Genomic DNA, 19,929 nt, shown 5'->3' with positions numbered 1-19,929 from the left:
AGGTCAGGGGGCTCATGGGCCCCTCTGCGGGGGGAGGGTGGCGGTGGCTACTCGGCCTGGCCGCCGGGCTTGGCCCGGCGCCGGTGCTCAAGCACGGCGCCCTGGAAGGCGCGGAACTCGGGCATCCGCATGAAGCGCACCAGGTAGCCACCACGGGTCAGCTCGGTGTGGCAGGGGGCACAGATCAACCAGCCATGCTCGGGCCGATTGAGACCGCGATGGAAGAAGTGGTCGAACTCGGCGCCAGCCAGCGGCTGGCCAGCCGCGTCGAGGACAGGGGTCTGCTGGCAGCAGGGGCACTGGCCCTCGAAGGGCTCAGCCGCTACCGCCGCACGGATCGCGGCCTGGCTGCGGCTGGAGAAGTGCCGCCGCTTGCCGAGCAGGAGATCCTGGGACGACAGCAGCAGGAACATCAGGTCCGCCGCATGCCGGTCGACCGTGTCGAGCCGGCGGTGCAGGGCGCGGAACTGCTGCAGGAGGTGCTCCAGCAGCGGGTCCTCGCCCGCCTCCGGGCCGTCGAGGTGCTCCATGGCGGCGCGGACCACGATGTTGCACCACCGGTGGAACCGTGGCGAGAGATACCGGGCATAGGACAGCGCGAGCTGCCAGTGCGCCCAGGTGCCGCCGAAGCGGCCCCGCCAGGTGGCGACCAAGCCGTCGCTGTCGCAGCCCTAACAGAATGAGTCGTGTCGAGAAGCGGGTAAGCCGTCCGCCCTCTCATGGCGATCCGGCCATCGGTTCGCAGCCCTGGCCTAACCAGGAGCCCCCATGAGCGACGATCCAGATACCCCATACGACCCGAGCTTGCGTGTGTTCGCGAGCAGACACCCTGGCAACGACGGCGCCAGACGAGGCCGCATGTTGAAGGCAGAGGCCACCAAACGGCGGTTGCGAGCCCGCCAGATGAGCGAGCGGGGGGACCATCAAGGCGCCGAGCGTGCATGCCATGATGCCGCCTTCCTCGAGCGCCAGGCCGATCGCCTCAGCGATCCGCTCCTGGCGGTTGGCAGCCCGCCCAGTCCAGGCATCGGCGGCGAGGTGGTCTCGGCCGATCCCGAGACGCCTTCGCTCTACCAGAACGAGGTGCGGCAACCGCCTGACCTCCTGGCCGCCGAAGCCACCGAGCACCGCCTGGCCCTCACCGGCAAGGTGTCTGGCCCCGCGCTGACTCTCGGCTTGGAAATGACCGAGAGCATCGGGGCGCGGAATGCGGTGGAGCGCAACCTGGTACACCAGATCGCGGTGATGCACGCGCTCGCAATGACCTTAGCTGCCCGGGCGAGCGGCTTCGCAGCAGACATCAAGTCCTTTGCCTCCGAACCAAGGCAGCAGGTCCATAGCATCGAGGCAGCCCGGATGACGCGGGCTGCGGCACGGGCCCTGGAGGCTTCCCAGCGCGGCATGCTCACCCTCGAGAGGCTGCGGAACGGCGGCCAGCAAGTGGTGATGGTCCAGTATGTGAACGTCCAGGAGGGCGGGGCGGCTGTGGTCGCAGGCCGCATGGACCGGGGGGAGGGCCAAAAGTGAGCGACCCTCTCGCGTCCCCAGCCAAGCCCCGACCCGGCGCACGCACACCCGAAGGGCTGGACCGGTGCCGCCGGGCCACCTGGAAGCATGGGGGCCGGAGCGCCGAGGTCATTGCAGGCCAGCGGCTCCGGGGCGAAGCCAGCCGTGCCGCCGCAAGGCTACGCAGCCTGATCCAGCAGGCCGAGGCGCTGCTGGACACTCCGGCCGGTCGCTAATGCCGGGCTCGCCCAGCCGCGCGAGGCCTGGGCCCTGGGGAGCATCCGCACTCCTGTACTCGCCTGGGAGGGAACGGGATGACCGGACACCCGATCAGCGATCGGATGCCGAAATTCAAAAATGCTGAGCTGCCATGATATTCTGGTATTGAAATCAAATATTTGAATCACCATGTCCATCACACCTGAAGCGCGACGCATCGAGCATCGTCGCTCTCCCTCTGCACCGGCTCGGTCTTGGCCTGAGGGTAGGCCCGACCTGGCTGGGGATCGGCCGTCCTAAGCCAACAGCGATGCTGCCCTGTGCCGTCCTGCCGCGGCCTTGGGGCCCAGGGAGGGCCGCCGGCCTCTCGTCATCCTCGTCATCCACCCAGTCGGGCGAAGCCCCGCAGCGCCTTACCTGGCGCTGCGGGGCTCCGACACCGCGCATCCGGCAGTGAGCCGGCCGCTTCTGCAAACCCTTTCCCTGCCAGCGGTGGCACGGGACTGGCGATGACGGGGACCTACCCGGCGCTGCCCCGGATCCTTCGGGAAGAATGCGTCGGCCTGCCGCACCGGCACCACGGCTGGCCAGCACGTCCGCAGGCTGGCCGTGCGAGCCCGGGCCCAAAGAGGCCCGAACAGCAGCGTCCGGACCCTGCCCCCAGCAGCGGCGGGGTGGCGGTCCACGCACTGCGATCCAACCCGCCTGGCCCAGCCGTTGCCTCTTGGCCGGCCGGGCCCAATGCTTGGCCCATCCCTCCAGCCCGTCTCGGCAGCTCCAAGCCGACCGTTGCGGCCCTTGAGCAAGGCCGAAACCCCGCTGGAGATCACCATGACCCCAACCAGCATCCTCAGCTACCAGGGCAGGCCTATCCGCCTCCGCGGCACCATGCTGAACCTGACCGACATGTGGCGGGCAGCAGGCAGCCCGGAGTACCGGCGCCCGATCCACTGGCTGGTGCTCGATGAGACCACGCGCTTTCGCACCCATGCCCAGGCGCACTGGACCGACCCCGAGGGGGAGGCCCGCCAAAATATCATTCAGGATGATATTATCCGTCTCGACCCTGACGGCTTCGTTGCCACCACCCGCGGCCGTCACGGCGGCACCTGGGCGCACTGGCAGCTGGCCCTGTCCTATGCCCGCTACCTCTCGCCCGAGTTCCACCTCTGGTGCAACGCCGTCGTCCGTGCCGCCCTCGCGTGGCACGACGACCGGCCCGCCGCGGATCCCGATCCGCTGCGGCGGCACCTTGCCCAGCAGTTCCGCGACCTGCATGCCCGGCTCGATACCCTCGAGCGGCATGCGGCGGACCTGATGTTCCTGCAGCTCTCCGCGCAGGAGCTGGTGCTGGGGAACCGGCTGGAGTTCACCGGGCTGGGGCGGAGCGTCATCGTCAAGGCGGTGGCGGCCGAGCCCTTCGGCGGCCAGTGCCCCTGTTGCCTGCGCGAGCGCGTCCTCACCGAGGCCGGCCGGGTGGTGTCGGGCGCCGAGTTCGACCACTTCTTCCATCGGAGCCTGAACAAGCCCGAGCATGGGTGGTTGATCTGCGCCCCCTGCCACGCCGAGCTGACCCATGGCGGCTACCTGGTCCGCTTCATGCGGGTGCCCGAGTTCCGCGCCTTCCAGAGCGTCGTGCTTGAGCACCGCCGCCGCGAGCGGACCGCCGCCGGCGAACCGGCAGCCTAGCCGCCAGCCGCTCGTCTGCAGCGGCAAAACAGCAAAAGCCCCATGGCCTCCAACCGAGGCCATGGGGCTTTTCGCGTTTTTGGTCCGTGCCGGCAGCACGGCAGTTGCCGAGCCATCGGGGCAGGATGTCGCAACAGAACCGAACCGGGTGCAGGGGCAGCCGTCAAGCTGAGGCTCTATCCGCTCCCTGCATACACGTCTCCAATGCCTCGTCGACTAGGCCCATGGCAGTAGTCATGGCGATTACGTCTGTGTTGTCGAGATGGTTCTGACCCATGCCTGCATAGGCGTAGTTCCGCCTCGTTGCCGCGTTACGCATGATGTCGGAGGCGGCGTCAGTGCCCCCCGCTGAACACCAGTGTTTTAAAGGGTAGAAGCAGCGACTGGATGCGTAACAGAATCGCGTGCACGAGGCCGACCGCATCGATGGCATGCAGCGTGATCCACCGCCCTGCGCCGATCCCAGGGTCAGACAGCTGCTCATGGTTGTTTGTATATGCGTTCGCGATGCAGCTGCTGCCTGGCAGCACGCGATCGAGGCCACCCGGGTAGAGCGGTTCGAGGACCGCTAGTACCGTGCCAGGTTGGCGGAACTGCTGGATGTCGAGCAACTGGTCGCTGCTGCGGATCTGACCAGTTGCGATAAATCCCTGAACATTCACAACGACCATCGGGATCACGGTCCAGGGCTGGGATGCGCAGGTCGCTTCCGCCGGCATGCCGGGGCGCATCACCTGGGCTTCAATCTGACCGAAACCTGCGGCAAGTACGGGGCGCCGAAGGCCGCGATCTTCCGGCACCAGCACGCCCGCGGGCCGCATAAGCGGGTTCACGAGATCGCCGACTTGAAGCAGGAACTGCTCGACGCGGCCAGCGACACCAGCGCGGATGTAGGTTTTATCAAGTTCGACTTGTGCCTGGTCCAGCGCTGCCTCGGCGCTTGCACGCTGCGCTGGAAGTTGCTCCGCAAGACGCGCTTCCACCGCCTGCCGCGCGGCACGCGCCGCCTCGACCCCGGCCTGGCGTGTGCGGACGTGCACGTCCAGCCTCTCGATCTCGCGGCGTGCAACCACGTCAGGCGCACGTCGATTAAGTTCGAACTTTGTTCGAAACTCGTCCTCCGCTTGTTCGAGGTGCCCGAGCGACTCCAGAATTCGGGCCTGGGACGCAGCGAGGTCGGCGCGCGCCAGCGCTGCGGCAGCGTCCACTTCCGCGACCGCGCGGCGCGCAGTCTCGACGGCGGTGCGTTGCGTCATGTCCTCGAGGCGGAAGAGTGGCCGGCCAGCCTCCACGTGCTCGCTGCCACGCACATAGATCTCTGAGACGCGCCCGCTTGTCTGGGGCAGGATCGGCACACTGCGGAAGATGGCGCTGACGTAGGTGGTGGCCGGGTGGAAGTAGAAGATCATCGTGATCAGGCCAACCGTGAGCAGCAGGCATGAGACAATCCCCCAGCGCAGCTCGAACCAGACCGAAAAGAGGGTGATCTCTCGCCTGGGCCGCTTGCCCTGAACGTACCGGCGGAAGAGGTAGTCGGGAAGGATCGTGAGGAGGGAGCAGACGATCAGCTCGAGCATGGCTTAGGCGTCCAGCCGCTCATCGACCAGGTGGCGCGCGCGATTGCCCGTCTGGCGTTCATGCACGGGTGGCAGGTCACTCGTCACGTCACCCCCGCCCGGCGGCAGCCCGGCCAACCTCTCCGACGAGCCGGCGATGCGCCGCATTGGCCCGGTGAAATCAGGAAGATCAATGAGAGCGAGGAGCAGGCCCGCCACCCAGAAGATGTGCATATGAGTGAACAGGGCGAGCAATCCTAGGACGGCCACGATCTCGAACTGCAGCTTGTGGCCGCGATGGGCCATGCGCTCAGGTAAGGTGTGCAGCCGAAGGAAGAGCAGACCGAAGGCAAGCACCGCGACGGTTAGGAAGATGCCCGCTCCCACCATGATTGGGTCGGATCCATCGGCCCCGGGCAGGTAGAAGGGGACATGATGGGACGCTTCCGGATGCGGCGAAGTGCTCATCATCAGATCCTTCCACAGCGGTTCGAAGGAGGGCCGTGCGGGCGGCGGGACGGCTCATTACCTTCGGCCAAATCGAACATGCGGCCCGCTCCTGACATCCAGGTTCAACGGTTGCGGTAGTCCTTGTGTCCACAGGCCCGTCCGTCATGCAGAACAGCAGCGAGTCCGGTCCAAGTGCGTCGGGGTACGCACCAGGGTAGAGCGAGCGCTCGGCGACTGTGACGTAGCAGCGGCGTCATCGGTTGTGCGGGCCTCCGTAGCGCGGGTCTAGGCGGCTATCCTGGGAAAAGAAGTCGGCGTCCGACCTAGCCGTCTGTCAGTCTGCGACGACGCGGGGGGTGGCTGGCATCGGCCAAATTCCCGATGGGAGGTGATGGCGATTGCCGAGGAGGCCCGACCGTGGCTTCAGGACCTGACAATGCCACTGCGCAGGGCGTAGCGCACCAGATTGGCAACAAAGCGCGCACTGGACCAAGTTTGGTTCTGCTGGCCGTGCAAGGTAACGGCCGCGGGTTCGCAGGCGTGCGGGCGCTCCCGGCGGAGGACGACAGAGACCCCATCGTCTTCGGGGTTGGGCTGGTCGGCATGCGGGAGCGCATGCGCCAACTCGGCGGCCGCTTGGTGGTGCGGCCGGCCGATCCGGGCGGCACGATCGTCGAGGCGTGGGTCCCAGCCGGTGTCACGCTCGGCCTCGATGGGGTGCCTCCGAGGCCGCGGCATCCGGCCGCCGACCCGGCCTGATCCGGCGGACCAGATGCGCCCGACACCGGCCGGTTCTGCCGGGTGACCCGAGGAGGCCGCCTGCGGTCCGACGCACGCCCGGCACCCCCTCAGGGATCTGGCCGATACCATCCGCCCGAGGAGGAACTAACCTCGGCGGGCGTTGCGGGCGCACCGGCGGCCGGCTCGGGGCTCGGGCGGCCCGCGGATGGACTTGCTTCGGAAAGGGACGCTGGACGTGGTGCGCATTCTTCTGGCGGACGACCATGACATCGTCAGGCACGGCCTCCGGCAGCTGCTCGAGCACGAGCCCGGCTGGGAGGTGTGCGGCGAGGCGCGCGACGGCCGGACGGCGGTCGAGATGGCCGAGGCCCTGGCCCCCGACGTCGCGGTCCTCGACGTCGCAATGCCGGAGCTGAATGGGCTCGAGGCGACCCGCAGGATCCGCGCGGCACGCCCGGCGACGGAGGTGCTGGTGTTCACCATGCACGAGTCTGAGGAACTCGTCGCCGAGGTGTTCGCCGCTGGGGCACGCGGTTACTTGGTGAAATCGGACGCGCCGCACCACATTATTGCGGCCATTGAGGCGCTAGCGGCGCATCAGCCGTTCTTTAGCGCGAGAGTCACCGCGAGGCTTCTTGAGGCGTTCCTCCGCGACCGGGCCGCATCGGCCGGCGAAGACACGGCCCACAGCGCCCTTACGGCGCGGGAGCGCGAGGTGGCCCAGCTCCTCGCCGAGGGCCGCCGGAGCAAGGACATCGCGCGGCGGCTCGGCGTGAGCGTCAAGACCGTCGAGACCCACCGCGCCGCCGTCATGCGCAAGGTCGGCGCCGGCTCGATCGCCGACGTCGTGCGCTACGCCGTCCGCAACCACATCATCTCCGCCTGATTTCCGAAGGGACGGGCTCCCGCGCGGCCGGTGTGGGGCCGGGTCGCCGTCCTCTGGGTCCGGTTTGGCGCCGCCCGTAAGAGCGGAGGCAGCGACGATGACCCCGGGCGGCGAGGAGATTCCCTACATCCACCGGCACGGCTGGGCGACCGGCTCAAACGTCGGCAAGAGACCCTGCCATCGCCCACCATGGCCCGAGCCCCAGAGAAGCGCTTGCGTCGGGCCTCAGGGTTTCTTACCGGCCAACTCCGGGAACGGGCCGATACCTCTCGCCGGCGACCTGCGGGAGGCTGCACCGGCCGCAAGGGAAGCCGTCCCACCCCGGAGGGCTGGACCCGCCTCGGAGCATCATAGGCCGGGGGCAGCAAATTAGGAGGACAGCCGATGACGCTTCGATCCGCCCTGCTCGGGGCCGCCGCCACAATCCCCCTGTTCACCGCGGCCTGCCAGCCACAAACCGAGCGCTCCGCCATAGGCCAGAACTATGGCGACATGCGGGAACGGCAACTGCGAGCCGTGGAACTCCAGGGAATCGAGTCTGGTAGAAATCCCGGCACGCAGAACCCGGTGGTCACCGGGGCGAATCCCGGCACTACGGGAATCGAACGCGCAGCCACGGGCGGCACTGGCACCGTCGGTGCTGGCGCTCCGGTATCGGTTAATCCGGACACCACTGGCATCACCCGCCAGAGGGGTATAGGCGCCCCCACACGCTGACGTTGCAACCGTTCTCCGGAAAGAGCGCGGCGGCTTCGGCGCCTACGGCATCAGCCGCGTGATATGGCCCACGCGGAGCGAGCCAACATCCCCTGCAGCAACGGCGTCGTGCACATCGAGGACGGCCTGCTGATCCGTTGACGCCGACCCCGTCCGGACTGGCACGGACGAAGGAGGATTCGATGCACCTGCGCAGCTGCACGCCGCTCGCGTTGGCGCTGGTCGCCGCGGCGTTCGCCGGTCATGCGGCGTGGGCGCAGACCGCGCCGCCTGCCGGGGCCGGACCACGTCCGCCGCGGACGGTCGCGGCCCTGGCCGAGGTCTGCGCGACGCCGTCCTCGTCGCCGGACCACATTGCGGCGAGCTACTTCTGCCGGGGGTTCCTGGCAGGCGTGGGCCAGTACCATGCCGCCTTGCACCCGGCGGGCGGCATGCGCCCGCCGGTGTTCTGCGTGCCCGAGCCGCCGCCGCGGCTGGTGGATGCCGCAGCGGCGTTCGCCGCCTGGGCGCAGGCCAACCCGCAGTTTGGCGGGGAGATGGCGGTGGACGGGCTGATGCGGTTTGCGCGGCAGGCTTACCCCTGCCCGGCAGGAGCATCCGGCACCACGGGAGGGCGCGGACGATGAGCGTCGCGGCACGGCACGGGCTCCGGCACACCCTCGGCGCCGTCGTGCTCCTCTGCATCCCGGGGCTCGCGGCCTGCGGTCCCGAGATGCGGGCCCGCTCCGCTGTAGCGGGCACGTCGGCGCCGATCGGCAGCATGGAGGACTGGGGCTTCGGCGGGCAGTCCATGCAGCCGGGCTACCTCTACAACCAGCACAGCGTGGGCGCGACCGAGCCGCGGTACCGCGGTGCAGACGTGCCGGCGCGCGAGCAGGCCGCGCCTGACGGCTTCGCCGTCGCGGTCCTGCTTTCGCGCGGGTGATAGGTGGCAGCGCAGCTCGCTTTACCGCCAATCCGATGCACCAGTCGATGCGAGAAAAGCCTTGGGTTGGCCCGGAACGCCGCAGCGGGGAACCTGCCGTCGGAGACGCAGCGGCGGCGCAGGACTCCCGGCGAGGCACCTCAGAAGGAGCGCGTCCCCATGACCCGGCAACACCCGCCATCCGCCGTCACCCACCCCACGGCCAGCAGGCCTGCGGGCGAGACGCCCTCCTGGCGCGCGGCGCTGCTCCTGCTCGCCGCATGCAGCAGCTTCGCGGGCCTGGGGTCGGCTTTCCCCACCTGCGCCCTCGCCCAGGGCACCCAACCCGCCGCCCTCGCCACCACCCCAGGAGAGGAGCGGCTGACGCAGCCGCAACTCGAGCAACTGCTGGCGCCCGTCGCCCTCTACCCCGACGGCCTGCTGGCGCAGATCCTGATGGCCGCGACCTACCCGCTGGAGCTGGTCGAGGCGGCGCGCTGGCTGAAGCAGGGCGGCAACGCGGGGCTGAAGGGCGACGCCCTGGCTAAGGCACTGGAGCAGAGGCCCTGGGACCCCAGCGTGAAGTCCCTGCTGCCCTTCCCCAGCGTGCTGGCTACGCTGAACGACCACCTGGGCTGGACGCAGCAGCTCGGCGACGCGGTCCTGGCGCAGCAGCAGGACGTCCTGAACGCGGTGCAGGTGCTGCGCGGGCGCGCGCAGGCGGCGGGCACGCTGACATCGGGACCGCAGCAGACGGTGACGGTGACGCAGAACGTGGCGGCGGCGACGCAGGACGCCACTCTCGTGGTGACGCCGCCGCCGCAGGTCATCGTCATCCAGCCGGCCGAGCCCGACAAGATCTACGTGCCGGCCTATAACCCCTCGGTGGTTTACGGCACCTGGCCCTACCCGCAGAGCCCACCGGTGTACTACCCGCCGCCGCCGGGTGCGGCCATCGGCACGGCCCTGCTCAGCGGCATGGCCTTCGCCGGGGGCGTTGCCCTCGTTGGCTCGCTCTGGGGCTGGGCCAGCCCGGGCTGGGGCGGCGGCAACGTCGACATTGACGTCAACCGTTACAACCAAATCAACGCCGTCGGCAACCGCGTCAACAGTCCCACTTGGCGCCACGACGCCACCCATCGGCACGGCGTCGCTTACCGCGACGAGAGCGTCCGCAACCGGTTCCGAGGCGAGGCGGGGACACAGGACCGCAGCGCTGCGCGCGAGGAGTTCCGCGGCCGGGCGCAGCAGGCCCAGCAGGGCGGCGCGCTCGTGCGGCGTCCCGGGGGAACGACCGAGGGCCCGGCCGGTAGGCGCGGGGAGGGAACGGCGGACCGCCCACGTCCCAATCGTGACAGCAGGCCAAGTGGTCTCAGCCTGGACCGGGCCGGTGCCGCTGGTCAGCAACGGCCAGGGGGCGCAGGGCTCGCGGAGCGTCGCGCGGGCGACCGTCCGGGCAGCGTGGACCGGCCCGTTGGCACACGCGCCGCCGGCCACACCGCCAGCGGCCGGCCCGCCCCGCAGCACGCCCCGCAGGGGGCGACGCGGCCAGGCGGCGGGGCCCCGGCCGCGCGCGCTGGCGCCGGTGGCGGCGGCGGCAGGCCCGGCCCGCAAGGCTTCCAGGGCCTCGGGCAGGGCCGCGAGGAGCAGGCGGCTTCGCAGCGTGGCCAGTCCAGCCGACTCGGCCAGGCCGGCGCGCAGCGGCCGCAAGTGCGGCAGGTTGGCGCCGGCGGCCACGGCGGAGGCGGCCAGGCGGGGGGGAGGCACTCCCGATGATCACCGCGAGACCGATCGCTCCCCGTCACCGTGCGGGCAAGGCCCTGGTCGCCGGCGCCCTCGCTGTGCTGCTGGTTACGGGAGGAGGGGCCCGGGCCCAGGAGGCCGGCGCGCCGGCGGCGGACGCGCCTGAGGCCGCCGGGGCGGCGGCGCAACGTTCGAGCCGCCCGCGACCGCCCCAGGCCTTCGCGTCGCCCGAGGCCGGTTTCGCGGCGCTGGCCGAGGCCGCGCGCGTGCGGGACGCGGGACGGCTCATCCGTGTGCTGGGGGATGAGGCGCGCCGCCTCGTCAGTTCCGGCGACCCGGTGGCGGATCGCGCCGCCCTGGAGCGCTTCGCCGCCGCCCACGCCGCAAAGAGCGAGATCCTGCGCCCGGCCCCGGACCGCGCCGTGCTGCAGGTGGGGGAGGACGGCTGGCCTCTGCCCATCCCGATACGGCGCGGCAGCGATGGCCGCTGGCGCTTCGATGCCGGCGCCGGGGCGCAGGAGCTTCTGGTCCGCCGTATCGGCCGCAACGAGCTCGCCGCGATTGGGACGCTCCGCGCCATCGTAGACGCGCAGCGGCACTACGCCCTTACCGCCGGGCGGCAGGGCCCCTTCCGCACCTATGCACGTCGCCTCTTCTCCAGCCCCGGCACCCGCGACGGCCTCTACTGGCCCACCGCCGAAGGCGAGCCCGAGAGCCCGCTGGGACCGCTTGTTGCCGCGGCTAGCGCTGGCGGCTACGGCGGCCGCGCGCCAGCGGACCAGCCGCAGCCCTTCCACGGCTACCTGTTCCGCATCCTGGAGCGGCAGGGACCGGCCGCGCCGGGTGGCGCCTTGGACTACGTCGTCAGCGGACGGATGATCGGCGGCTTCGCCGTGCTCGCCTGGCCGGCGCGCCACGGTGACTCCGGCGTCATGACCTTCCTCGCCGACCACCAGGGTGAGGTCCGCGAGCGCGACCTCGGCCCCGACACCGCCCGCCTGGCGCGCGGCATCACCGCCTTCGACCCGGGCCCCGCTTGGCGCCCGGTGGCGGAGTAGCGCGGCATCGTGCAAGGCACCGCTGCGCTGAGCGCCCCCTTCGCCTTCCTCGGCAGTCCACGGGACCCGCAGCTGAAGAGCGTCTACACCGACATCACCCTCGCCAACGTGCTGGTGCAGCGGGGTTTCACCGCGGCAGTCTGGAACGACGGCATGGCGGACAATAGCCCGCTGTTCCGCACCATCTCCCGCTACACCAACAAGGCGCTGCTGACCGAGATCGAGCGCGCCTACGACGACGGACGGCTGCTGCTGATCGGCACCTCCAACCTGGACGCGCAGATACCGGTGATCTGGAACATCGGCGCCATCGCGCGAAGCGGGCACCCGAAGGTGTTGGACACGGTCCGGCGGATCCTGCTGACCTCCTCCACTCTTTCCGGCGCTTTCTCCCCGGTGCTGTTCGACGCCACGCTGGACGGGCAGCCCTTCCAGGAGCTGCACGTGGACGGCAGCGCCTTCGCCCAGGTCTTTCTCCCCGTCAACGTCTCGCTGTATCGCCAGAGCGGCTGGCGCGACGGCAGCCGGTAGCGCCGGCCAGGGCCTGGGTTCTGCGCAATGGCCGGCTGCATCCTGAATGGACCTCGGTGGACCGGCGGACGATCGGCATTGCGAGCTGGCACCTGACCGGGCGCTAACTCAGCAGATCAGGCCGAACAGATTGCACCGGGCGATCGAGCTCAACGTGAGGGCGCCGACCGACGCGGTCACCGAATCCCCTGCCTTCACCGCGCCCAGGGCGGCCACGCGGGCCGGGTCGGTCGAGCGAACGGTGTATTCGCCGCCGCCGTCGACGTTGACCATGTCGAACGCGCCCGGGCCATCCACCTTAACGACCCGCCCGACGATCACCGAGGCGCCCGGGCCGACGCCGCCAGGGGTGCGGGCCACCTGACCAACGGTCTGCGTCGCGCGGGGCGTCGCGGCGTCTGGCGTGCCGACGACGAAGGTGACCGCCCGGGTGTAGTGGGCACTGACGTGGTCGCCCGAGGAAATCCCGTCGAGGCTGATCCCGGCCAGCGCGGTCAGCGGTACCGGCTGGCCCGAGGAGGGGGCGATCGTCAGCGTGCGGGCGACGGGATCGATGGCGTGGATCCTGCCGGCGACCGCGAAGGTGCCGGCATCCGGGATGACGTTGGTCATCGTCGGGTTCGCCGGGGCCGAGGTGGCCTGGGCCATGGCCGGTGCGGCGTCGACCAAACTGACCGCGGCGAGGGTCGATGCGACGGTCACCACGGCGGTGGCCCCGAGCAGGGCGGATCGAAGGGTCATCTGTTGTCCTCCTCCTGATGCGCCGCCCCCGGCCCACGATGCTCCGGGGCGGGTCCGGCCCTCCGGGGTGGGGGCGCGGCATTCCTTGCGGCCGGTGTAGCCTCTTGCGGTTCGCCGGCGAGGGGTATCGGCCCGTTCCCAGGGGGGGCCAGTGGGAAACCCCGAGGTGGGGGCGAGCGCCTCGCCGGGGCTCGGGCCGCGGTGGGCATCGGCAGGGTGTGCTGCCGACGCTCGAGCCGGCCGTCAGGTCGGTGCGGCCGTGCCACCAATGCTCCTACAACGATCGAGCGGCGTTTTGGGCTGGGCAGGCGACTTTGGATGGACAGCAGAGAGAGCCGAAGATCGCGCGTGCGACGAAGCGCTTGAGGCAGCGAATGATCTCCTGCTTGCTCTTGCCCTCAGCCGTACGGCGCCAGACCTAGTCAAGGCTGGGCTGGTGAGTCCGCATGCGCACGACCACCACGCGGTGGAGGGCAGCGTTGGCCTGACGATGCCCACCGCGGTTCAGCCTGTGCCTGCTGGTGTTGCCGCTCGAGGCCGGGACCGGGCAGGCGATGGCGCGCAGACTGGCTTTGACTGAGGCGGTGGTCGTGGTCAGCGGCCCCGGTCAAGGCTGCCAGATGCCGGACCAGCGCAATCCGGCCGGCGACTACCTCGAGCTGCTCGCGCAAAGCCGCTGGCGCGCTGATCATGTTGGATTTCAGCGCAAGCATGGCCGGGGTGCGCGCCTTGACGGCGGCGTCACGGACGATCTTGAGGGGCCTGATCATCTCCACCTCACCGGTGCCGGCTTTGGGCAAAGTCGTGGCTTGCCACTGAGCACTATGCGAACGATCGAGCCGAAAATTCACACCGGCCAACGCGGCGACGAGAACGGCACATGAAGCGCTTCAAGTCAGCGTGGCATGCACAGCGTTTTCTCTCTGCCTATGAACAGATCGCCAACCTCGTCCATCTTCCGTGACCACGTCACCGCCGATGAGTATCACCCCGCAAGGCTGCGTACGATCGAGATGTGGGCCGATCCCAGTGGGGTCGCTGCGGCAGTTTGATTGTCGATCAGTCGCTGCCGCGATCTGCCAGCTTGCTTGTTCCCAGGCCAGCAACTTGATGGCGCTCAGCCACGACAGCAGCAGCCCGGCAGCAGGGTGGGATCTCGAGTTGATCGTTGCCCCATTGTGCAATCCTTTGGCAATGATGTTTAGGCCAAATTGAAAGCGCACCCGCTGCACGTTCGGCGAGACCAGCCACGATGGATACGCAGGAGCGCTCGGACGGGGGATCGGTCCGGCAATGCTCCTCAGGCCCTCAGCATGTCGGCGATCGCGTCGGCCAGGCGGCCGACCGCGGCGCTCGCGGCGGCCACAAAGCCGTTCAGGTCCGGGGACCCCTGCGGCACCGAGGTGCCGAAGGAGCGCGTGGCCGGCGGGCGGCGCGGGTTGCGCCGGCTGGCGGCGATAGCGACCTGGGCCGCCAGGACCACCTCGCCCGTCCGCGAGGCGTCCAGGCGCCGGAGGTTGATCTCGACCGTCAAGTCGGCGTCGGCGGTGATCACCCCGTCCTCGTCGAGCATGGTGGTGCCCGGGAGGCGCTGCGACACCTCCTCCACCAGGATGCGCGTCAGCATCGCCCCGAGCGGTTCGCCCCACCAATCGTTAGCCGCGACATCCAACCGATAGTCCTCCGTTGACCGGACGATTTGCTGCCGGTCGAGGTACCGGGCCAAGCCGATCCGCCGCAGCTGGACGACGCGCGGGCCGCCTGCCCGCGCCGCGCCGGCGACAGGCCGGAGGGCGTAGAGCGTCGGGCTGGGCGACCCGCAGGCGACGGGCAACGCGACGGCCGCCAGGGATGTGACCAGGAGCAGGCGGCGGGGGACGGCCACTGCTACTGCCCCCCCTGCCGGCCGCGGACCAGCGCCTCTGGGTGGCGGGTCAGGAGGTCGGCCAGGATGCGGAGCGACCGCGCCGCGTCGTTGAGCTGCTGCATCAGGCGGTCGACATCCCGGCTGAATCGCGAGTTGTCGCCGTAGCCGCGGTCGGTCGACAGCAGCAGGCGGTTGGCCTGCGTGACCGTGCCCTGTAGCCCGGAGGCGATGCCGGGCAGTTGCCGCACCGCCGGCGCGAGCCCCTGGTCCAGTTGCTTGGCAAGGTCCTGCACGCTCGCCAGGGTGGCTTGCAGCGACACCAGGCTCTGCTTGAGCTCTGGGCCGTTCACCAGGCCGTCGATTCCGCCGAGCGTCTCGCTCAGGCTCCGACCGATCTGCTCGAAGGGCAGCTTGTCGAGCTTCGCCAGCAGCTGGTTTACCGTGTCCGTGATACCCGCGAACTGGCCGGGCACAGTCGGAAGGACGAGGATGTCGCCCTCGACCTCGAGCTCGGCTGGTTGCGCCTCCGTGACCATCTCAAGCGCCACCTGCATCTGCCCGGTCAGCAGGTTGGCGCTCTCCAGCCTGGCACGCAGCCCACGCTCGACCAACAGGCGCATATTGGCGACGGGGCCCCGACCCTCGACCAAGCCTATGTTGGCGACGCGCTCGGGCTCCACCTCGAACCGCACCGGTACCCGTAGGGCGTCGCCCGTCGCGCCGTACTCAAGGTCGAGGCCGGTGACGTGACCGACCCTAAGGCCTTGGAAGGTGACGGGAGAACCGGGGCCTACACCACTCACCGACCCCGAAAAGTACGACACAAACCGCACACGCCTGTGGTAGGCGGCGCTGTTCGCGGCGTCCTGGTTCGGGTGCAGGGGAAACGCATGATCGGTGGCGCCGGCGTATGAGGTGCGGGCGCTCGCCGGCGTGTCGAAGGCGACGCCGCCCATGAGCAACGCCCGCAACGATTCGAGCTGCAGCTGCACGCCGTCGGCGCCGAGCTTCAGCGAGACGCCGGAGGCGTTCCAGAAACGCGAGCCGTCGCGGACGTACTGGTCGAAGGGGGCGCGGACGAAGGCGTGGATCGTCACGGTCTCTGCCATCTCTCCGAGGTCCCAGCCGAGCACCTCGCCCACCGGGAGGTCGCGGTAGAAGACCGGCGAGCCCAGGCTGACCGACCCAAGGCGGTCGGTCCGCAGCAGGAAGGTGCGTCCGGGCTCGCGCGCCGCCAGGAGAGGCGGGTCCTCGAGGCCGGTGAAGCGGGTCTGCCTCTGCCCGTCCGCTCCGGAAGGGGCGATTCCGATATAGGCGCCCGAGAGCAGCGTCCCGAGGCCGGAGAGGCTGCCTGCGAACAGCCTCGGCCTCACTACCCAGAATTGCGCCCCCTCGGTCAGCAGCGGCTCGGCCTCGCGGTTCATACGGATGGTCATGACCACGTGGCCCCTGTCGGGGCTCAGCGCGATGCGTTCGACCGTGCCGACGTCCACGTCCCGGTGCCGCACCCGGGACTGCCCGGCCTGCAGGCCCTCGGCGGCCTCGAAGGTGACAGTGACCAGAGGCCCCCGCTTGGACAGCGCGTCCCACACCAGCCAGCCGGCGATCAGGACCGCGACGACCGGGATCGCCCAGATCGGCGACGGCCGGTGGCGCGCATCGACCCTGGCGCGGACGATGGTGTCGGGCTCAGCGATTGCGGTCATGCCACCACCCTCCTCTCGCGCCGCGCCGCCGCGTCCCACATCAGCCGCGGGTCGAAGGTCTCGGCCGCGAACATCGTCAGGATGACGACGGCGGCAAAGGCCACCGCGCCCAGGCCGGGAGCGATGGTGACCACCGCCCCGAACTGCACCAGCGCCACAAGTACGGAAATCATGAAGACGTCGATCATCGACCAACGGCCGATCGCCCGGACCACCCGGAAGAGGGACGTGCGGTCGCGCAGTCGCCCCGTCCAGCCGGCCTGGGTGGCGACCAGCATGGTGACCAGGCCGATCAGCTTGAGCATGGGGACGACGACGCTGGCGAGAAAGACCAGGGCCGCGAGCGGGTACATGCTGCTGGAGAGGAGCTCCTCGACCCCGCCGAGGATTGTGCTGGGCGCGCCGGCGCCGAGCTGGACCACCGTGAGGACGGGATAGACGTTCGCCGGCACGTAGAGGACGAGGGAGGCGATCACCAGCGCCCAGGTCCGCGCGACGCTGTCCGGCTTGCGCGCGTGGAGGCGGCTGCCGCAACGCGGGCAGCGCGGCTCGGCTTCCGTCACGGCGGGCAGGCAGACCAGCCCGCAGGTCTCGCAGCCTATCGCCTCGATCTCGGGTCCGTCGCGGGGAACCGCAGCATGATCTATCTCAGCATTGGGGATACCGCGCCGCTCCATCTCTTCCCAGACCGCCTGCCGGTCGAGGACGGCGTCGGCCACGACCATGATCAGCATCAACGCCCCAAGCGCGTAGAGCGCCGGGCCGATCTCGATGTGGACGATGTCGACTAGCTTTACGTAGGCGACGAAGACGCCGAGCAGGTAGACCTCGACCATCGACCACGGGCGCAGGTGCTCGATCCACGCAAAGAGCCGCTGCAGGTGTCGTGGCGGACGCCGCAGCCCGAGGCCAACGAGGACGTAGGCCATGCTCGCCAAGCGAAGAAACGGCGCGACGGCGGTGGTGAAGAGCACGACGAGCGCGAGTTCCCACAGCCCGTGCCGATGCAGGCCCTGCGGGCCGGAGAGCAGGTCGGCGCTGAAGTTCATGCCGGCCGTGCTGACCGTCATGAGGGACATGAGGCCGGCGACGCCAAGCATGGCGAGGGCGGCGAAGTGCAGCGCCAGCGCGCGCCCGAGCGGGTCGTGGTGCGTCCGCCGGAGTACGGCGCCACACTGCAGGCAGCGAGCGGTGGCGCCGGCGCCAAGCGAAGGTACCAGCTGGAACCGGCCGCAGTCCGGGCATTCCCGCGACCGCGGCGGCGTCGACCCGCCCCGTCTCGCGGCGGGGTGGTTCCGCGCCGCCGGATCCGCTGGCGCGGCGGCCATCACATGGAGACCAGCATGGCGTCGCCGCCCAGGCTCAGCATGAGCCCCTGACGCTTTGCCTTGAGGTGCATGATGACGCCTGCCTCGTTCTGCATCCACAGATCGCCCCCGCTCATGGAGCCGAGGGCGAAGCCGTACCGGGCCTGCCCGTAGGTGCCCCGGAAGCGTTCGGCATCCGGGAGGTTGTAGACCTCGCCGCTCGCCTCGATCGTGGAGGCGCCGACGCCGCCGACACCGAGCCCGCTGATGCTGAAGGGATAGGACCGGCCGCGGTGGCGGAGGACCCCACGGCCGGTGCTGCCGCTGCCGAGGTAGGCGACCTGCACTTGGCTCAACTCGACGGTGCCGTCCGGCGTCTTGCCGGCGACCGCCTCTGGCCCGATCGCAACGCGTGACGCACACCCGCCAGCCAGCACCGTCCCGGCGGCCCCGAACACGCCGAGCAGGACTACCCGTCGGGTGGGATGCCCCGCCATCGCCGCACGCCCAATGGATTGCTCCGTCGTCATCGCACGCCTCCTTTGTTCGGCTTGAGCCTTCGATCGAACCGGGCCCCGAGGGTCCCCCGCGGCGGGAGCTCCTCCGGCCGTGGGGACAGGGGCGGCCCGGTTCGGGCATCACCAAGGCCGGTCATGGCCGGTGCATCCAAGGGACTAGCGCGTCGCCGGCTCGACCCGGACGGCCAGCGCCTCGGCGTAAACGATGTCCACCTCTTCGCCCGGGCGGAGGCCGCGGACGAAGTCACGCATCTCGGGCTCGCGCACGACCACCCTCCGGGTCACGCCCCGCGGTCCGGTGAAGGTGACGGCGCCCGCGCGGGCGTCCACCGTGTCGATCCGCACACGCACGCGCACCGCCTCGCCGGCGATCCCCGCGGGGCGCTGCCCGGGCTCGGCGCGGCCTGCCGCGGCCACGCTGCCGACTGGCGGCCGGGTGTCCCCAGCTCGCACGATCTCCACTGCGATAGCCTCCTGGTAGTCCAGCACAACCCGATCGCCGGACCGGACCTGCGCCAGGTTACGCACCTCCGGCCCCGCCTTCACGGTGACCAGGTTGCCGCCCTCGCCGCGCAGCAGCACTTCTCGCGCCGTTGTATCCACGGTCTCGACCGTGGCAGTCATCGTCGTCAACTCGCTCATGACCACGCCAGGAGGAGGCGCCGTCTGGGCTCTGGCCGCGGGAGCCGCAGCCGCGAGCAGCGCAAGGGCGAGTGAGGTGGGGATCAGTGCCGTTCGCATGGTGTGGTGTCCTTTTGTCTCAAGGCTCAGTGTGGTCGCAGCCCGACCACGCCCTCGCGTGGCCACCGGGTGCACGTCATGACCACGGGAAGACGCGCATCCATTCCTGACGCATCGACACGACGCTCCAGCCCCGTCGCGGCGCCTCGTCGAGTGCGCGGGCAAGCCGCCCGACGTGGCTGTCCCGGTCGTAGGCGTACTCGCGCTCGGCGTCGTCGTGGTGGACGATCATGCCGAGGCGCCTTCCCGGCCCTTCCGTCGTGTACTGCAGCATCTGGAAATCGCCGTCCGAGTTGCCGAAGGCGGCGATTGGGCGGCGGCCGATGTGGCGCGCGATGCCGACTGGCTTGCCTGGGCCGTCGTCGACGAAGTCAACCTGCGGCTGACGGTTCAGCGTGATGCGCCCGTCCTGCTCCCCGGGATGGACCGCGAAGGTCGAGCCGACCACCTGGTGCGGCGAGATGCCGTATGTCTCCTCGGAGAAGGCGCGAACGAACTCGACGCCGCCGCCGGAGACGATGAATGTGGTGAAGCCCCGCGCTCTGAGCAGGGCCAGGACCTCCAGCATGGGCTGGTAAACGAGTTGCGTGTAGGCGCGGCTCCACCTGTGGTCGCGTGCCGTGGCCAGCCACCCGGTGACGATGCGCTGGAACTCCTCCGGGCTGTTCCCCGCCTGCGCGGCGCCGGCGAGCCTGAGCAGCCCTGCCGTGCCGCCCGCAGCGGCGGCGCGGAGATCGCCAGCGATGACGGCCTGGAACAGCGGGTCCTCCTGCCAGACCGGATTCTGCGGTGCCAGCGCGCGAATGCGGTCAAGAATGAAGAGGAGCTGGGTGTAGATCGGTTGCTCCATCCATAGCGTGCCGTCGTTGTCGAAGACGGCGATGCGCTCAGGCGGGCGCACGAAGTCCGGACCACCCTCCGCCGTGACGGCGGCGACGAAGTCGAGCAGAGCGCGCTTCGCCGGGCCGTCGCGCCACGAAGGGAGCGGGTCGCCGCCGGCTTGCGTACGGGCGGCTGAGGGCAGCAGCGGGGCGAGCCCCAGGAGCATG

Annotated in this window: 21 protein-coding genes and 1 pseudogene; 11 read left to right on the top strand and 11 right to left on the bottom strand. The window is 70.1% G+C overall.

All coding sequences use genetic code 11. From position 1 onward, the window contains the following. Positions 1–47: 47 nt before the first annotated feature. Complete coding sequence (locus JMJ55_RS27940) at positions 48–653, bottom strand: KilA-N domain-containing protein (RefSeq protein WP_202828892.1); 606 nt, start codon at positions 651–653, stop codon at positions 48–50. Positions 654–768: 115 nt separating this feature from the next. Here JMJ55_RS27940 and JMJ55_RS27935 point away from each other — a divergent pair, with 115 nt between their 5' ends. Together JMJ55_RS27935 and JMJ55_RS27930 are read left to right on the top strand one after the other, a co-directional pair. Continuing rightward, positions 769–1,527 (top strand): hypothetical protein, encoded by a 759-nt coding sequence (locus tag JMJ55_RS27935; RefSeq protein ID WP_202828891.1) that lies wholly within the window; start codon positions 769–771, stop codon positions 1,525–1,527. A 1,029-nt stretch (positions 1,528–2,556) separates the two neighbouring features. Next, entirely contained in the window at positions 2,557–3,414 is an 858-nt protein-coding gene (locus JMJ55_RS27930) for a KilA-N domain-containing protein (RefSeq protein ID WP_202828890.1), read from the top strand. A gap of 335 nt (positions 3,415–3,749) precedes the next feature. Here the strand turns inward: JMJ55_RS27930 and JMJ55_RS27925 are convergent, their stop codons facing one another. Together JMJ55_RS27925 and JMJ55_RS27920 are read right to left on the bottom strand one after the other, a co-directional pair. After that, positions 3,750–4,991 (bottom strand): HlyD family secretion protein, encoded by a 1,242-nt coding sequence (locus tag JMJ55_RS27925; RefSeq protein ID WP_202828889.1) that lies wholly within the window; start codon positions 4,989–4,991, stop codon positions 3,750–3,752. A gap of 3 nt (positions 4,992–4,994) precedes the next feature. Beyond that, the gene (locus JMJ55_RS27920) at positions 4,995–5,441 is read right to left on the bottom strand and encodes a hypothetical protein (RefSeq protein WP_202828888.1); all 447 of its coding nucleotides are present in this window, start codon (positions 5,439–5,441) and stop codon (positions 4,995–4,997) included. A gap of 519 nt (positions 5,442–5,960) precedes the next feature. Between JMJ55_RS27920 and JMJ55_RS27915 the strand changes: the two genes are divergently transcribed. The 7 genes from JMJ55_RS27915 (at position 5,961) to JMJ55_RS27885 (ending at position 12,000) form a co-directional block, all read left to right on the top strand. Continuing rightward, positions 5,961–6,179, top strand: a complete 219-nt coding sequence (locus tag JMJ55_RS27915; RefSeq protein ID WP_202828887.1) for an ATP-binding protein — start codon at positions 5,961–5,963, stop codon at positions 6,177–6,179. A 187-nt stretch (positions 6,180–6,366) separates the two neighbouring features. Continuing rightward, on the top strand, positions 6,367–7,047 hold the full coding sequence (locus JMJ55_RS27910; protein ID WP_202828886.1) for a response regulator: 681 nt from the start codon (positions 6,367–6,369) through the stop codon (positions 7,045–7,047). 899 nt (positions 7,048–7,946) lie between these two features. Beyond that, positions 7,947–8,390 carry a Rap1a/Tai family immunity protein gene (locus JMJ55_RS27905; protein WP_202828885.1) on the top strand — a complete coding sequence of 148 codons (444 nt, stop codon included), beginning with the start codon at positions 7,947–7,949 and terminating at the stop codon, positions 8,388–8,390. After that, on the top strand, positions 8,387–8,689 hold the full coding sequence (locus JMJ55_RS27900) for a hypothetical protein (RefSeq protein ID WP_202828884.1): 303 nt from the start codon (positions 8,387–8,389) through the stop codon (positions 8,687–8,689). The genes JMJ55_RS27905 and JMJ55_RS27900 overlap by 4 nt, the downstream gene beginning before the upstream one ends. Before the next feature lie 159 nt (positions 8,690–8,848). Beyond that, a complete protein-coding gene (locus JMJ55_RS27895; RefSeq protein ID WP_202828883.1) occupies positions 8,849–10,444 on the top strand; it encodes a DUF3300 domain-containing protein in 1,596 nt (531 codons plus the stop codon). Further along, the gene (locus JMJ55_RS27890) at positions 10,441–11,469 is read left to right on the top strand and encodes a DUF2950 domain-containing protein (RefSeq protein ID WP_202828882.1); all 1,029 of its coding nucleotides are present in this window, start codon (positions 10,441–10,443) and stop codon (positions 11,467–11,469) included. Before JMJ55_RS27895 ends, JMJ55_RS27890 begins: the two co-directional genes overlap by 4 nt. A 9-nt stretch (positions 11,470–11,478) precedes the next feature. Further along, a complete protein-coding gene (locus JMJ55_RS27885; RefSeq protein WP_202828881.1) occupies positions 11,479–12,000 on the top strand; it encodes a hypothetical protein in 522 nt (173 codons plus the stop codon). 108 nt (positions 12,001–12,108) lie between these two features. Here the strand turns inward: JMJ55_RS27885 and JMJ55_RS27880 are convergent, their stop codons facing one another. Both JMJ55_RS27880 and JMJ55_RS32205 read right to left on the bottom strand, forming a co-directional pair. After that, complete coding sequence (locus JMJ55_RS27880; protein ID WP_202828880.1) at positions 12,109–12,741, bottom strand: hypothetical protein; 633 nt, start codon at positions 12,739–12,741, stop codon at positions 12,109–12,111. A 418-nt stretch (positions 12,742–13,159) separates the two neighbouring features. Beyond that, complete coding sequence (locus JMJ55_RS32205; protein ID WP_407927570.1) at positions 13,160–13,297, bottom strand: transposase; 138 nt, start codon at positions 13,295–13,297, stop codon at positions 13,160–13,162. On the opposite strand from JMJ55_RS32205, the gene JMJ55_RS27870 reads away from it, so the two are divergent. Together JMJ55_RS27870 and JMJ55_RS27865 are read left to right on the top strand one after the other, a co-directional pair. Continuing rightward, positions 13,296–13,625 (top strand): hypothetical protein, encoded by a 330-nt coding sequence (locus tag JMJ55_RS27870; RefSeq protein WP_202828879.1) that lies wholly within the window; start codon positions 13,296–13,298, stop codon positions 13,623–13,625. The two genes, JMJ55_RS32205 and JMJ55_RS27870, sit on opposite strands and share 2 nt — an antisense overlap. Next, positions 13,568–13,702: pseudogene (locus JMJ55_RS27865) on the top strand (IS6 family transposase); the annotation flags it as partial. The gene JMJ55_RS27870 and the pseudogene JMJ55_RS27865, both read left to right, overlap by 58 nt. A 339-nt stretch (positions 13,703–14,041) precedes the next feature. On the opposite strand, the gene JMJ55_RS27860 reads toward JMJ55_RS27865, so the two are convergent. The 6 genes from JMJ55_RS27860 to JMJ55_RS27835 form a co-directional block, all read right to left on the bottom strand. Then, on the bottom strand, positions 14,042–14,626 hold the full coding sequence (locus JMJ55_RS27860) for a PqiC family protein (RefSeq protein WP_202828878.1): 585 nt from the start codon (positions 14,624–14,626) through the stop codon (positions 14,042–14,044). A 2-nt stretch (positions 14,627–14,628) separates the two neighbouring features. Next, positions 14,629–16,314: a PqiB family protein gene (locus tag JMJ55_RS27855; RefSeq protein ID WP_202828877.1), complete on the bottom strand. Its 1,686-nt coding sequence runs from the start codon at positions 16,312–16,314 to the stop codon at positions 14,629–14,631. After that, a complete protein-coding gene (locus JMJ55_RS27850; protein ID WP_202828876.1) occupies positions 16,311–17,642 on the bottom strand; it encodes a paraquat-inducible protein A in 1,332 nt (443 codons plus the stop codon). The genes JMJ55_RS27855 and JMJ55_RS27850 overlap by 4 nt, the downstream gene beginning before the upstream one ends. Beyond that, a complete protein-coding gene (locus JMJ55_RS27845) occupies positions 17,642–18,151 on the bottom strand; it encodes a hypothetical protein (protein ID WP_202828875.1) in 510 nt (169 codons plus the stop codon). Before JMJ55_RS27845 ends, JMJ55_RS27850 begins: the two co-directional genes overlap by 1 nt. A gap of 144 nt (positions 18,152–18,295) precedes the next feature. Continuing rightward, positions 18,296–18,781, bottom strand: a complete 486-nt coding sequence (locus JMJ55_RS27840; RefSeq protein ID WP_202828874.1) for a hypothetical protein — start codon at positions 18,779–18,781, stop codon at positions 18,296–18,298. A 175-nt stretch (positions 18,782–18,956) separates the two neighbouring features. Further along, on the bottom strand, positions 18,957–19,928 hold the full coding sequence (locus JMJ55_RS27835) for an HAD family hydrolase (protein WP_202828873.1): 972 nt from the start codon (positions 19,926–19,928) through the stop codon (positions 18,957–18,959). Position 19,929: the final 1 nt, after the last annotated feature.

The organism is Belnapia mucosa, assembly GCF_016775475.1.
Taxonomy (GTDB): domain Bacteria; phylum Pseudomonadota; class Alphaproteobacteria; order Acetobacterales; family Acetobacteraceae; genus Belnapia; species Belnapia mucosa.
The sequence above is the reverse complement of the archived record's forward strand: the minus strand, read 5'-3'. Positions and strand labels throughout refer to the sequence as shown.

What these genes read in the sequence shown, in the direction of transcription:
- JMJ55_RS27935 (WP_202828891.1), top strand. Translation starts at nt 769, where the DNA reads ATGAGCGACGATCCAGATACCCCATACGACCCGAGCTTGCGTGTGTTC.
- JMJ55_RS27930 (WP_202828890.1), top strand. Translation starts at nt 2,557, where the DNA reads ATGACCCCAACCAGCATCCTCAGCTACCAGGGCAGGCCTATCCGCCTC.
- JMJ55_RS27925 (WP_202828889.1), bottom strand. Translation starts at nt 4,991, where the DNA reads ATGCTCGAGCTGATCGTCTGCTCCCTCCTCACGATCCTTCCCGACTAC.
- JMJ55_RS27920 (WP_202828888.1), bottom strand. Translation starts at nt 5,441, where the DNA reads ATGATGAGCACTTCGCCGCATCCGGAAGCGTCCCATCATGTCCCCTTC.
- JMJ55_RS27910 (WP_202828886.1), top strand. Translation starts at nt 6,367, where the DNA reads ATGGACTTGCTTCGGAAAGGGACGCTGGACGTGGTGCGCATTCTTCTG.
- JMJ55_RS27905 (WP_202828885.1), top strand. Translation starts at nt 7,947, where the DNA reads ATGCACCTGCGCAGCTGCACGCCGCTCGCGTTGGCGCTGGTCGCCGCG.
- JMJ55_RS27900 (WP_202828884.1), top strand. Translation starts at nt 8,387, where the DNA reads ATGAGCGTCGCGGCACGGCACGGGCTCCGGCACACCCTCGGCGCCGTC.
- JMJ55_RS27895 (WP_202828883.1), top strand. Translation starts at nt 8,849, where the DNA reads ATGACCCGGCAACACCCGCCATCCGCCGTCACCCACCCCACGGCCAGC.
- JMJ55_RS27890 (WP_202828882.1), top strand. Translation starts at nt 10,441, where the DNA reads ATGATCACCGCGAGACCGATCGCTCCCCGTCACCGTGCGGGCAAGGCC.
- JMJ55_RS27880 (WP_202828880.1), bottom strand. Translation starts at nt 12,741, where the DNA reads ATGACCCTTCGATCCGCCCTGCTCGGGGCCACCGCCGTGGTGACCGTC.
- JMJ55_RS27870 (WP_202828879.1), top strand. Translation starts at nt 13,296, where the DNA reads ATGGCGCGCAGACTGGCTTTGACTGAGGCGGTGGTCGTGGTCAGCGGC.
- JMJ55_RS27855 (WP_202828877.1), bottom strand. Translation starts at nt 16,314, where the DNA reads ATGACCGCAATCGCTGAGCCCGACACCATCGTCCGCGCCAGGGTCGAT.
- JMJ55_RS27850 (WP_202828876.1), bottom strand. Translation starts at nt 17,642, where the DNA reads ATGGCCGCCGCGCCAGCGGATCCGGCGGCGCGGAACCACCCCGCCGCG.
- JMJ55_RS27845 (WP_202828875.1), bottom strand. Translation starts at nt 18,151, where the DNA reads ATGACGACGGAGCAATCCATTGGGCGTGCGGCGATGGCGGGGCATCCC.
- JMJ55_RS27840 (WP_202828874.1), bottom strand. Translation starts at nt 18,781, where the DNA reads ATGAGCGAGTTGACGACGATGACTGCCACGGTCGAGACCGTGGATACA.
- JMJ55_RS27835 (WP_202828873.1), bottom strand. Translation starts at nt 19,928, where the DNA reads ATGCTCCTGGGGCTCGCCCCGCTGCTGCCCTCAGCCGCCCGTACGCAA.